Source organism: Stenotrophomonas sp., assembly GCF_032061965.1.
Taxonomy (GTDB): Bacteria; Pseudomonadota; Gammaproteobacteria; order Xanthomonadales; family Xanthomonadaceae; genus Stenotrophomonas.
The window spans coordinates 1-13,707 of record NZ_DAMBEF010000065.1; the positions used below are offsets into that span (position 1 = coordinate 1).

Sequence of the window (13,707 nt, forward strand, 5' to 3'; positions counted from 1 at the left end):
ACAACACCATCGACCTGCACACCGGCGTTGGCTTTGGCGTGCGCTGGAAATCGCCAGTGGGGCCGGTGCGCATCGATATCGCGCATGGTTTGAACAACCCCGATTCGCAGTTCCAGCTGTATCTCAACATCGGGGCTGACCTGTGAGCACGCGCCCCGAAGAGGTAAGCCCGGAAGAACGCGAAGCCCGCATTGCCGAGCTGCGCGCCGAGCGCAAGGCGCGCATGCGCAAGCTGGCGGTGCGCAGCGGCATCACCGTCACGGTGCTGGTGTTGCTGGGCCTGTTTGCGCTGTACTGGCTGCTGCAGACCGTGGCCGGGCGCGAGGTGTTGATGGCGCAGGTGGTGGCACGCTTGCCGGCGGGTTCTTCGCTCACCTGGAGCAAGGCCGAGGGTCCACTGGCCGGGCCGTTGATCCTGCACGACCTGGACTTCCGCTACCAAGACCTGCATTTCACCGCCGCCAAGGCCTACCTGGACCCGGATATCCGGCCACTGCTGGGCCGCAAGCTGCGCCTGGATGCGCTGCGCATCACCGACGCAACGCTGGAACTGGGGCCCTCGGAAGACAAGCCCTTCGAGCTGCCGCGCTGGCCCGATGTGCTGCCGGCCATCGAACTGCCGCTGGCCCTGCAGGCCGATACCATCGTGGTCGATGGCCTGCGCGTGACCCAACTGCAACAACCCATCATCGATATCAGTCGCATCCGTGGCGGCCTTGAAGCAGCCAATGGCGAGTTCACTGCCAGCCAGCTCAAGGTCAACAGCAACCTGGGCGATTTCCGCATCGATGGCCACTACCTGCCGCGCAAGGACTACGACACCGATCTGACGGTGCGCGCGCTGATGCCGGCCCGTCCGGGCCAGGCCCCGGCCCGCCTGGGCCTGGTGGCACGGGGCGACCTGGCGCATATGGAAGTGGCGCTGGCCGGTTACGCGCCCAAGCCGCTGCATGCCAGCCTGATCCTGGACGGACGCAATGATCCGGTCTGGAATATCGCCGCACGCAGTGAACAGCTGGAGCTGGGGCAACTGGTGCCGGCGCAGTTCCTGGCCGAAGCACCGGCGCCGTTGGCGCTGGATTTCACCGCGCGTGGCCGTGGCGGCAAGGCTCAGCTGCAGGGCCGGGTGCGCCAGGGCGAGCAGGAACTGGTGCTGGCGCCCTCCAACGTCGCCATTGAAAACCAGGTGCTGACCGTGTCGCCGCTGGTCGCCGAGGCCTTCGGTGGCACTGTCCGTCTGCAGGGCACGGCCGACTTCAGCGATGCGCAGAACCCGGGCTTCAATTTCGCGGTGGTGGCCAAACAGCTGACCTACACGCCCGAGCCGGACCCCACGGCTCCCGATACCACCCCCGTGCCCCTGCACCTGAAGGAGGCACGCTTGGGCGTGGCCGGCAACCTGAAGAACTGGGCCGCCATCGGCAAGGCCGATGTGGCCCGCGACGCGCAGGATGCGGATCTCGATTTCGATGTGCGTGGCAACGACCAGCAGGCGCAGATCCAGCACCTGAAGGCGACCACGCCCGGTGGTGTACTGGAACTGGCCGGTGCCGCCGCCTGGGCGCCGGTGCTGAGCTGGGATGTGGAAGCCAAGCTGGCCAATTTCGATCCGGGCTATTTCCTGCCTGGCTGGGAAGGCAACCTGTCGGGCAGCCTCGCCTCCAAGGGCAAGCAATTGCCGTCGCCTGCAGGCACCGAGGACCTGCGCTTCGAAGCCACGGCCGACATCCCGCAGATCAAGGGGCGGCTGCGTGGCCGCACCGTGGATGCGCGCGCCAAGGTGGCGCTGCAAGGCACCGAAGGCGAAGGTGACGTGCGCCTGGTGATGGGCGACAGCCGCATCGAGGCAAAGGGCAAGGTCGGCGACCGCCTGGACGTGGATGCACGTCTGGAGCCGCTGCACCTGTCCGATCTGCTGCCCACCGGCAGCGGCAGCCTCGCCGGCACCCTGCAGCTGCGCGGAACCCCCAGCCAACCAGACATCACCGCCGATCTGCGTGGCAGCGGCCTGCAGTGGGATGACTGGAAGGCACAGCAGATCAGCATCAATGGTCGCCTGCCGTGGCAGGGCAACAACGGTGCATTGGAAATCCAGGGCAGCGCGATCGAGGTTGGCATGCTGCTCGACCAGGTCCGCATCAATGCCCGCGGCAGCATGCAGAACCTGCAGCTGGATGCCGACACCCGCAACGATATGGGCGCGTTGGCGCTGAGTGGCAGCGTGCGCCAGCAGGGCCAGGCATGGCGTGGCGAACTGGCGTCGCTGCGCATTGCGCCGGTGAAGGGCGCCCCGTGGCAGCTGCGGCAGCCGGCGGCATTCACCGTGCAGGGCAGCAACTTCACCCTGGCCGATACCTGCCTGGGCTCGGAGACGGGCGGGGCGCTGTGCGCTGCCGCCAACTGGCCGCGCGATGGCCTGCAACTGCGCGGCGATGCATTGCCGCTGGCCCTGGTGCAGCCCTGGCTACCGCCCAACGAAGGCCGCCGCATCCATCTGCGCGGCGAGCTCACCATCGACGGCAACATCCGCCCACGCGGCAATGCCTGGGAAGGTGAGTTCAAGCTGGCCTCGGCCGAAGGCGGTATCCGCCTGGGCGACAACGCCCGCGGTGAACTGGTGCGCTATGACCACTTCTCGCTCAACGTGGACATGCAGCCCAATGCCATCAAGGGCTACCTCGGTGTCGGTTTCCAGGGCGACGGCTTCGTCGATGCCAAGGTGCAGACCGGCTGGGAGCCGAACGCGGCCCTCAATGGCGAGCTCTACCTCAACATGTCGCGGCTGTACTGGATCGAGTTGTTCTCGCCGGACATCGTGCGTCCGCAGGGTTTGATCGAAGGCCATGTGAGCCTGCGCGGCACCCGCTCGCAGCCCACCCTGGGGGGCGACGCAACGCTGAGCAATTTCACCGGCGAGTTCCCGGCCCTGGGCCTGACCCTGAGTGAAGGCAAGGGCAACTTCATCGCCCAGCCGGATGGTTCGGCGCGCATCAGCGCCTCGGCCAAGACCGGTGGCGAAGGTGCCTTGCAGGTGGACGGCGGGCTGTCCTGGTTCGGCGATGCGCAGCCGCTGCAGCTGCATATCTTTGGCGACAACGTCTTGCTGGCCAACACCAGCGAGCTGCGCGTGGTCGCCAACCCGGACCTCAATTTCACCTTGGCCGGCACGGCGATGGAGCTGCGTGGCAGCGTGCACGTGCCCGAAGCCGATCTGGACCTGGAACGCCTGGACCGCGGTACCTCGGTGTCCGAGGACATCGTGGTGCTTGACCCGGTCGACCCGGAGGAGGGCCCGTCCTCACCGCTGGACATGGACCTGACCGTCAGCCTCGGCGACAAGGTCAAGATGAGCGGTTTCGGCCTGAAGGGTGCACTGACCGGCAAGATGCAGGTGCGCGCCCGCCCTGGCCGCGAGATGACCGCCAACGGCGGCCTGGAAGTGAGCGGTCGCTACAAGGCCTATGGCCAGGACCTGACCATCACCGACGGCCAGTTGTTGTGGAACTACGGCGTGGTGTCCGATCCGCGCATCAACATCAAGGCCGAGCGTGCGATCGGTGATGTCACCGCCGGCATCCATGTCACCGGACGCGCACAGGCGCCGAAGGTCGACGTGTGGTCGGACCCGGCGATGTCGCAATCCGAATCGCTGGCCTACCTGGTGCTGGGGCGTAGCCTGAGCATGGCCAGCAGTGACCAGGCCCAGCAGGTGAACGCGGCTTCGGCGGCGTTGTCGGCCGGCAGTGGCCTGTTGGCTGCGCAGGTCGGTGCAAAGCTGGGCCTGGACGATGCAGGTGTCAGCCAGTCGCGCGCGCTGGGTGGTTCGGTGATCGGCGTGGGCAAGTACATCACGCCCAAGCTCTACATCGGCTATGGCGTGTCGTTGGTCGGCAGCGGCTCGGTGCTGACCCTGAAGTACCTGCTGCGCCGTGGTTTCGACATCGAAGTGGAATCGTCCACCGTGGAAAACCGTGGCTCGGTGAACTGGCGCAAGGAAAAGTAAGGCAATGCGGGCTGCGGGCCTATCCGCGCCCGCCTGTTGGCCGCCGCCATGACCCCTGGCGGTTGCCGCCTCTGGACGGGGCGGCTACTGTCGGCGCCTGTTCTGTACGCTGGAGTTCCGATGAAGCGCAAACCGCTTACCGCCGCATTGGCGCTGGGCATGAGCCTGGCTGCCGCCGCCCACGCCAACGAGGGCATGTGGATGCCTACGCAGCTGCCGGAGTTGGCCAACACGCTCAAGCAGGCGGGCTTCAAGGGCGACCCCAAGGAGCTGGCCGATGTCACCGCGCCGCCGCTGAGCGCGGTGGTGCGGGTGGGCGGTGGCACCGGCTCCTTTGTCTCCGACGAGGGCCTGCTGCTGACCAATCACCATGTGGCCTATGGCGTGATCCAGTACAACGCCAGCAAGGAACACAACTACATCGATGACGGTTTCATCGCCCAGGGCCGCGACGACGAGCGCGCAGCCAATCCGGATTACCGGGTGCTGGTGACGGTGGGTTTCGACAAGGTCACCGATGATGTGCTCAAGGATGCGCAAGGCAAGACCGGCCGCGCCTACTACGACGCGGTGGAGAGCGCACGCAAGCGCATCGTCGCCGACTGTGAGGCCGAGGGCGGCGTGCGTTGCTCGGTAGCCAACATGTATTACGGCAGCGATTTCTATCGCATCCGCCAGCTTGAGCTCACCGATATCCGGCTTGTGTATGCGCCGCCGCGCGCGATTGGCAATTACGGCGACGAGATCGACAATTTCATGTGGCCGCGCCACACCGGCGATTTCACCCTGCTGCGCGCCTACGTCGGCAAGGATGGCAAGCCCGCGCCGTACAGCAAGGACAATGTGCCCTACCACCCGCCGGCACACCTGAAGATGTCGCTGGATGGCCCCAAGGAAGGTGACTACGCGATGCTGGCCGGCTACCCGGGCATCACCTATCGCCTGCGTACCGCCAATGAATTCGCCAACCAGATCGATACGGTGTTGCCGCGTCGGGTGGATGTATTCCAGCAGCTGATCGATGTGATCGAGGCGCAGGGCAAGACCAGTGCAGATGCACGCACGCGCTACGCCTCGCAGCTGCAGTCGCTGAAGAACAACCGCAAGCGCGCCGCCGGTGAACTGGAAGGCCTGCTGCGCAGTGATGCCAAGACCCAGCGGGCGCAGGACGAGCAGGCCATGCTGGCCAACGCTGATGGCAAGTACAAGGCCGATATCGATGCCTTGTTTGCCTCGCTTGCAGCAGGTGAGCAGGCCGGTGCCAGCGAGTTCCTGCTGAGCACCTTGACCAGCCAGACGCAGTTGCTGCGTTCGGCGATGTTGATCGAGCGCCTGCGCATCGAGTCGGCCAAGCCCGATGCCGAGCGTGAGAGCGGCTACCAGCAGCGCGACCATGCCTTGATCGAAGGCGTGCTCAAGCAGGTGCAGCGACGCTACGACCCGGCTACCGAAAAGGCGCTGGTCACGGCGCTGATCCAGCGCTATCAGCAATTGCCGGACGGCCAGCGCGACCGCGGCTACGACGAGGTCTTTGGTCGCACGCCACAGCAGTTGAGCCAACGCCTGGATGCGCTCTATGCCGGCACCGGGCTGGGCGAGGAGCAGGCGCGCCTGTCCCGTTTTGCCGCAGCCCGCCAGGGCCAGAGCGTTGCCGCTGATCCATTGATGCAGGCTGCGGCCACCCTGGTACTGGCGCAGCTGGCCAGCGAAGCCAAGAGCAAGGAGCGCGAGGGTGAACAGCTGCGCCTGCGGCCGTCCTACATGCAGGCACTGTTCGCCTGGCGTGGCAAGCAGGGCCGGGCGGTCTATCCGGATGCCAACAGCACCCTGCGCATCAGTTACGGCAAGGTCGAGGCACTGCACCCGCGCGATGCGGTCAGCTATTCACCGGTAACCACGGTGGCTGGCATCGTCGAGAAGAATACCGATGCGGTGCCGTTCGATGCGCCCAAGCCGCTGCTCGCGGCCATTGCCAAGGGGGATTTCGGCAGCACTGCCGATCCGGCCTTGAACACCCAGACGGTCAACTTCCTGACCAACCTGGATACCACTGGCGGTAATTCCGGCTCCCCGGTACTCAACGCGAAGGGCGAGCTGATTGGTCTGAACTTCGACTCCAACTGGGAGTCGGTGAGCGCCAGCTGGTGGTTCGACCCCCGCTACAAGCGGGCCGTGCATGTGGACATGCGCTACCTGCGCTGGTTGCTGGCCAAGGTGTACCCGGCGCCTGCACTGCTGCAGGAAATGGGCGTTCCGGCTGAATGAGCCCGAGCAGGGGGCGCGCGAACGTGCGCCCCCTCTCAGTCAGAAAAGACCTGTACCCCTGTTTTTCTGAAAGTGGGATTACGCTGGGCTAAAATCCCCGGCAGACGAGGACGACCAGTTGTCCCGAGGACCGGGAGTTTGTGTGGCATCGCAATCGCATTCGAGCATGGAGGCCGCCAGCGCCAGCAAGGCGCTCGCGTTGCAATCGTTAAGGGTCTGGATTGTTGGAAACCTGGAGGTGGTGCTGCCACTGGAGCGCTACGGCGCCCAGGTACACGCGCTGGACAACCTGCAATCCCTGTACCGGGAACTGGCGATCATTCCCTGCGATATCGTGCTGATTGATGCCGCCTATGCGGAAGAAGGGCTGGCCGTAACCGTGCAGCACCTGCGGCGCCGCGAAGATCTCGGGGTAGTCCTGCTGGTTGATGACGACATGCCCCTGGCCGTCAACGACGGTCTATGGGCCGGCGCCGATGCGTGCCTGCCGCAACGGGCGGATCCCGATCTGTTGGCCGCCAAGCTGTATAGCCTGCGTCGCCGTCTGCCCAGTGAATCGGCGCAGACCCCAGAGGCCAGTCTGGCAGGTGAACTGCTCGGTGGAGGCTGGGGCTTGGAATCAGACGGTTGGGACCTGCGCGCGCCCAACAGCCAGGTGCTGGCCCTGACCGAGGCGGAGCGGGCTTTCCTGGGGTTACTTTTTTCGATGCCCACTCAGACGGTTGCGCGGGAAAACCTGATTGCCGTCCTCACGGATCAGCCTTGGAATTTCGATCCCCACCGGATCGAAGTTTTGGTGCACCGCCTGCGTAACAGGGTCAAAAGCGTGACCCAATGCACCCTCCCGATCCGCGCAATTCGTGGGTCCGGTTACCGTTTGACGCTCTGATATCCACGAAAAATTCATCAAACATTCACGAATATAAATTCGGCTTGTTTTGGACGCACTGTGGATAAGATTGTGAATTTGTTGTGATATCAACGTGATGCCGGCGTGAAGGACGGGGGTTCTTCGATGCATCGTGAGCAAGTGTGAGACCGCGTCAGTCACGGGCACTGAATACGCACGAACCCAGCGTAAGAATCCTGCCGCTCCAATGCACCCGAGGGTGCTGAACAGGCGCGTCGTTTTTGGGGCGACGCCCTTTTCCAATCAGAAACCAATCGGGCTGCCTGTTCGCGGGTGGCCCGCGCGCGCAGCGTTTGCATGAGGTTCGCCCGGTGAACAACCACTCCGATCAGTCCATCCCGTCGTTTGCCATCTGCAGGAACAGGGATCGCCGTCCAGTAGAAGCGGGCCAACGCAATACGGCAACTTCCCTGTTGCGGCGTTGCGGGGCGTTGGGCGTGTTGCTGATGAGCGCTGCCTTGCTGCCCTCGACCGCCACCGCAGCGGCATATGCCACAGGCGGCTCCAGCCCGTACCGCGACACGGTGATGTGGATGACGTGGGGCGGCGGTACCAACGGCGTCCACGATGCGGTGATCTCCAACGGTTCCACCAGCACCGCGAGTCTGGCGGTGGCCGCGAACGTGACCATGGATGTCAGCTGCGCGGTGTCCAACATCGTCACCACGAATACTGGCAACACCACCTCTGGCCTGCGCAGCTACCGGCCTGGCAACTACAGCGGTGACATGCTCGATGACCTGTACAACATCGGCGGTACCGGTGGCAGCAACAGCCTGATCAGCGGCATTTACACCTATACAGACAAGCTGGGCGCGACCTTCACCTTGAAATGCAACAGCACGTTGAATGGCGTGCCGTTCGACCTGAAGGGTGTGGTGATGGCTGATGCCGAGTCGCTGGCGGCAGCTGAATCGCTGCAGGCCACGGCCAAGGGCACCTGGACCGTGATGGAAGTCGTCAAGAAGGGCAACTACAGCGCAGATCGCACGGTTGCGTCCAACGGCAATTCCACCATCAAGTTTCATACCGGCGCCGATGCCGGCTCAGGGGCGGTCACCTTCCTGACGTTCGACAAGACGGCCTATAGCGGCAGCAAGCGCGAAGTCAGCATCGACTTCGGCTTGAAGGGCGGCGGCAAGCAGGCGATCGCAATTGGCCTGCTGGTGCCTTACGCGGACTTTGGCGATGCCCCAGCCAGCTATGGCGCAGCCATGCACCTGGTTGAGGATCTTCGCATCCAGGCCGACAACATGCCGGCCGTGGCCAGCGGCTACAACATGAACCAGGCTGCGTTCACTCCCGGCAAACTGTTGCCTTCGGCATCCAACTACCTGGGATCGCAGGGCCCCGACGCAGAGAGCCAGTCGCGTCCCACCACCGACGCGCGAGGCGATGACAACTCACCCACAAGTGGCTCGGTGGAAGAGAATGCCTGGTTGCGGAAGACGGTGTCCGTGCTGCAGGCAGGTGAACCGCTGACCGAACAGATCAGCTGCAACGGCACCGGAACGGTCGCCGGATGGATCGATTTCGACCGCAACGGAAGCTTCGATGGCGGTGAACGCGCTGAAGCGACCTGTTCCTCCGGCAAGGCTGGTCTCACCTGGACCATTCCCACCACACTCGAGCCCGGTGTGAGCTACGTGCGCCTGCGCTACGCCACGGATGCATCTGAGCTTGCCTTGCCGACGGGCGTGGCGACGTCGGGTGAAGTGGAAGATCACCAGATCGAAATCATCGCGCCCAAGCTCAGCATCACCAAGAGCAATGACAGCACCGGGGGCAAGTGGGCCTGGGGGCAGAACGCCAGCTATACCTTGAACGTCAGCAACGTAGGCAAGAGCGCCACCGGTCTTGATCCGCTGGTGTCCAATGCCGCCGACGTCATCACCGTGTACGACACCATGCCCAGCGACATCGAGCCGCAGTGGGGCTGGGGTATTAGTGGCATCAATGTGGATGCGTGGACCTGCAGTACCACGCAGGCCACGCGCCGGATAAGTTGTACCACCAGCACCATCCTGCAGGCCGGCGAGAGCATCCGCCTCACGATCCCGGTAGTTGTGGGCCAGCCAACCCCAGCGAGTGGTGCTGGCCGGACCAACTACGCCAGTGTTGGCGGTGGCCATGACCCGGCCTATCCCGCCAACCCGCCGGAACCAGGAGCGGGCTGTTCGGCACCGGGCTATTGCGCCAGTTCCCTTGTCACCGTGGTGCAGCCTTCGGTGGCGTATCTGAAGACTGCCGAGGTTGCGGGTAACAAGAGCGCGGTGGTCGTCGGCGACGTCATCACCTATACGGTATCGATCACGGTCGGCAACGTGGCTCTGGGCCAGGCGGTGACGCTGACGGACGTGCTCGGTCCGGGCTTGGCGTTCAACGGCAACGCCGTTGCGAGCGCGGCAGGCATTACCTGCCAGACCAATGTTCCCAGCGCGGGGCAGCTCAGCTGCGGGCTACCGGTGGGTTTGGCGGTGGGTTCCCACACCATCAAGTACGCAACGGTTGTGACCAACACGGCCTCGGGCTCGGTCAAGAATCAGGTTTCCGAGAGCGGCACGAGCACTCCTGGGTGTGGTGCCGACGGCAGCAATTGCAGCGTCACGGTACCGATGGACAAGCCGGTGGTGACGTATCGCAAGGCGGTAACCAGCCCTGCTGCCGGCCGCACGGTCGCAGTGGGTGAGGAAATCACCTATGTGTTGACTGTCGACGTTACCGTCAAGGCAACGGAAACCCCCGTAACGCTGACGGACGTCCTTGGCGATGGCCTGGCGTACATCGGAATCGTGAGCAATTCAGGCGGCTTCCAGCCGCCTGCGGGCGCATCCCCGTTGGTGTTCACGTTGCCGGCGGGTACATCGATCGGCACGCATGCGATCAGTTACAAGGTCCGGGTCGAGCCAGATGCACCTACGGTACTGAGCAATGTCGTTACTGCCACAGGCGGCGGCGGGCAGCCGCCTACCTGCGTGGGAGCTTGCAATACAAGCACTTTGCGCGCCGAGCCGACAGTCACCTACAGCAAGATCCAGGTCGCGCCTGCCTCTGGTACGCCGATTGCCGTGGGTGACACCGTCACCTATCGCCTGACGACCAACGTTGCCAACGCAATGACCACGCAGCCAACCGAGCTGACGGACACGCTCGGCACTGGCCTGACATTCGCGGCGGTAACCAATGCCGGCATCTACGAACACGACCCCGCCAACAGCAGTGCGACCCAGATTTTCACGTTGCCCGCTGAAACAGAACCCGGCAGCTACGACGTCACCTATACCGCGACGGTGAACGAGTACGCGGAAACCGCAGTAAAGAATGCCGTGACCGCCAGCGGTGACAACCCGACCTGCGCGGGCGCGTGTGCCATTACCACGCCTGTGGCCGCGCCCACAGTCAGCTACAGCAAATCTGTGGCGTTGCCCGCGGGTAAAACCAGCGTCGCAGTCGGTGATGTACTGACGTATACGCTGACCACCGTCATCGGCAACTCAAAGACGACCGATGCGGTGGTACTGAGCGACACACTGGGCAACGGCCTGGCGTTCACCGAGGTGACCGTGCCGGGTGCATATGCATCCGTGACCACGGGCAATCCCCTGGAGTTCAGCCTTCCCGTCAATACATCCCCCGGAACGTACAAGGTCAGCTATACCGCGACAGTGACGGCTACGGCGAGCGGCACGGTAACCAATGCCGTATCGGGCAGTGGCGGCGACACCCCGAGCTGCGCGGGCAGCTGTGGTACGTCCACGCCGGTGGCCGCGCCTGCGGTGACTTACAGCAAAGCGGTGGCCCTGCCTGCGGGCAAGACGGAAGTTTCCGTGGGCGACGTTCTGACGTATACGCTGACCACCGTTGTGGCCAACTCAAGGACGACCGATACGGTGGTCTTGAGTGACACCCTGGGCAATGGTTTGTCGTTCATGGCAGTGACGGCAGCGGGTTCGTACGCTGCAGCGACCACCAGTAGTCCACTGACGTTCACCCTGCCGGCAAACACCGTGCCGGGCACTTACCAGATCAGCTACACCGTAAAAGTGACGGCTGCTGCCAGCGGCACGGTCACCAATGCCGTACTGGGCAGTGGTGGTGATACCCCGAGCTGCACCGTCAACTGCGGTACTTCGACACCAGTTGCCGCACCTGCAGTGACCTACAGCAAATCGGTGGTGTTGCCTGCGGGCAAGACCGAAGTGTCGGTGGGCGATGTGTTGACCTACACGCTGACCACGGTGGTCGGCGACGCGCAGACCACCGATACGGTGGTGCTGACGGATACCCTGGGAACGGGTCTGGCATTTACGGCCGTGACCGCACCGGGCATCTATAACGCCGCGACCAGCGGCAACCCGCTGAGCTTCACCCTGCCGGCCAATACGGTGCCGGGCACCTATGCGGTGAGCTACACCGCCACGGTGACCAACGCGGCCAGCAGCGGTACGGTGACCAATGCGGTGCTGGGCAGCGGCACGGACAACCCGAGCTGCGGCAGTACCTGCACGACCACCACGCCGGTGGCCGCGCCTGCGGTGACCTACAGCAAATCGGTGGTCCTGCCGGCGGGTAAAACCAGCGTCTCCGTCGGTGACGTGCTGACCTATACGTTGACCACCGTGGTAGCCAACTCAAAGACCACCGATGCGGTGGTACTGAGCGACACCCTGGGCAATGGCCTGGCATTCACCGCGGTGACCGTACCGGGCGCGTATGCAGCCGTGACTACGGGTAGTCCGCTGGTGTTCGCGCTGCCGGTCAATACAGCCCCGGGCACCTACACGGTCAGCTACACCGCGACAGTGACTGCTGCTGCGAGCGGCACGGTCACCAATGCCGTATTGGGCACGGGTGGCGATACCCCGAGCTGCGCAGCCAGCTGTGGCACCTCTACGCCGGTTGCCGCGCCAGCGGTGACCTACAGCAAGTCGGTGGTACTGCCTGCGGGCAAGACCGACGTCTCCGTCGGTGATGTGCTGACCTATACGCTGACCACCGTGGTGACCAACTCAAAGACGACCGATGCGGTGTTCTTGAGCGACACCCTGGGCAACGGTCTGGCATTCACCGAGGTGACCGTACCGGGCGTGTATGCAGCCGTGACTACGGGTAATCCGCTGGCGTTCACCCTGCCAGTCAATACAGCCCCGGGCACCTACAAGGTCAGCTACACCGCGACGGTTACCGGCGCGGCAACGGGCACCGTTACGAACGCGGTAGTAGGCAGTGGCGGCGACACACCAACCTGCTCTGGAAGCTGTGGCACGTCCACTCCCGTTGTAGTTGCCGCTGTACGCTACAGCAAGAGCGTGGTCAGCCCGGCATCGGGTGCGCAGGTAAAAGTGGGTGATCAGATCACTTATCGCCTGACTACTACGGTCAGTGGCGCGCGGACCACAGCCGATGTCGTGCTCAGCGATGCATTGGGCAACGGGCTGCAGTTCCAGTCCGTGACCCTTGCCGGCGGTTACACGCATGCCAGTGCAGGTGGGTTGGAAGTATTTACCTTGCCGGCGGGCCAAGAGCCGAATACGGACGGCAGCGCCAAGACCTATGCAATGGAATACACCGCCGTCGTGACGGCGGCGGCTACCACCGCGGTGGACAACAGTGTGACCGGAAGTGGCGGTGGCGGTAGCCCGCCGACCTGCGTGGGCTCCTGTACCACCACGACGCCGCTGGGTGCAGCAGCTGTGACCTATGCAAAGAGCGTCGTCGCACCAGCTGCGGGCACCGAGGTCAAGGTGGGCGATGAGATCACCTATCGCCTCGTCGCAACCATCAGCGACGCACAAACCACCGCTGACCTTGTACTGACCGACACCTTGGGGACGGGATTGCGCTTCACTGCGGTGACCGTGGCCGGAGACTATGTGCATTCAACTGCAGGCGGAAAGGAAGTATTCACCCTGCCGGCAGGGAAGCAGCCCAATGCGGATGGCAGTGGCAGGACGTATGCAGTGGAGTACACCGCCGCGGTGACTGCTGCGGCTACTACCTCGGTGCAGAACAACGTTGTTGGCGGTGGCGGAGCAACGCCACCTATCTGTGCTGGGTCCTGCGCGACCACCACGCCGGTTGTCGTCCCTGCGGTGGCCTACAGCAAGTCGGTGGTGCTGCCTGCGGGCAAGACCGAAGTGTCGGTGGGCGATGTGCTGACCTACACGCTGACCACGGTGGTGAGCGATGCGCAGACCACCGACACGGTGGTGCTGAGCGACACCCTGGGGACGGGCCTGGCCTTCACCGCCGTGACCGCCCCGGGCATCTATAACGCTGCGACCAGCAGCAACCCGCTGAGCTTCACGCTGCCGGCCAATACGGTGCCGGGCACCTATGCGGTGAGCTACACCGCCACGGTGACCAACGCGGCCAGCGGCACGGTAACCAACGCCGTGCTGGGCAGCGGTACGGACAGCCCGAGCTGCGGTACCGCCTGCACGACCACCACGCCGGTGGCTGCACCTGCGGTGACCTACAGCAAGTCGGTGGTGCTGCCTGCGGGCAAGACCGAAGTGTCGGTGGGCGA

At 64.2% G+C, this 13,707-nt stretch carries 5 protein-coding genes; all 5 read left to right on the plus strand.

From position 1 onward, the window contains the following. Nucleotides 1-146, plus strand: a 146-nt coding sequence (locus RT460_RS18570; protein WP_313321178.1) for a BamA/TamA family outer membrane protein, incomplete at its 5' end; no start/stop codon positions are given. Between the two features lie 77 nt (nucleotides 147-223). Next, the gene (locus RT460_RS18575; RefSeq protein ID WP_313321180.1) at nucleotides 224-4,003 is read left to right on the plus strand and encodes a translocation/assembly module TamB domain-containing protein; all 3,780 of its coding nucleotides are present in this window, start codon (nucleotides 224-226) and stop codon (nucleotides 4,001-4,003) included. 120 nt (nucleotides 4,004-4,123) lie between these two features. Next, on the plus strand, nucleotides 4,124-6,268 hold the full coding sequence (locus RT460_RS18580) for a S46 family peptidase (RefSeq protein WP_313321172.1): 2,145 nt from the start codon (nucleotides 4,124-4,126) through the stop codon (nucleotides 6,266-6,268). A 166-nt stretch (nucleotides 6,269-6,434) separates the two neighbouring features. Then, entirely contained in the window at nucleotides 6,435-7,157 is a 723-nt protein-coding gene (locus tag RT460_RS18585) for a winged helix-turn-helix domain-containing protein (RefSeq protein ID WP_313321174.1), read from the plus strand. Nucleotides 7,158-7,624: 467 nt separating this feature from the next. After that, nucleotides 7,625-13,707 (plus strand): CshA/CshB family fibrillar adhesin-related protein (locus RT460_RS18590; protein WP_313321176.1); only part of this gene is annotated, 6,083 nt, incomplete at its 3' end.

Excerpts from the sequence above, each read along its gene's own strand:
- RT460_RS18580 (WP_313321172.1), top strand. The coding sequence starts at position 4,124 with ATGAAGCGCAAACCGCTTACCGCCGCATTGGCGCTGGGCATGAGCCTG.
- RT460_RS18575 (WP_313321180.1), top strand. The coding sequence starts at position 224 with ATGCGCAAGCTGGCGGTGCGCAGCGGCATCACCGTCACGGTGCTGGTG.
- RT460_RS18585 (WP_313321174.1), top strand. The coding sequence starts at position 6,435 with ATGGAGGCCGCCAGCGCCAGCAAGGCGCTCGCGTTGCAATCGTTAAGG.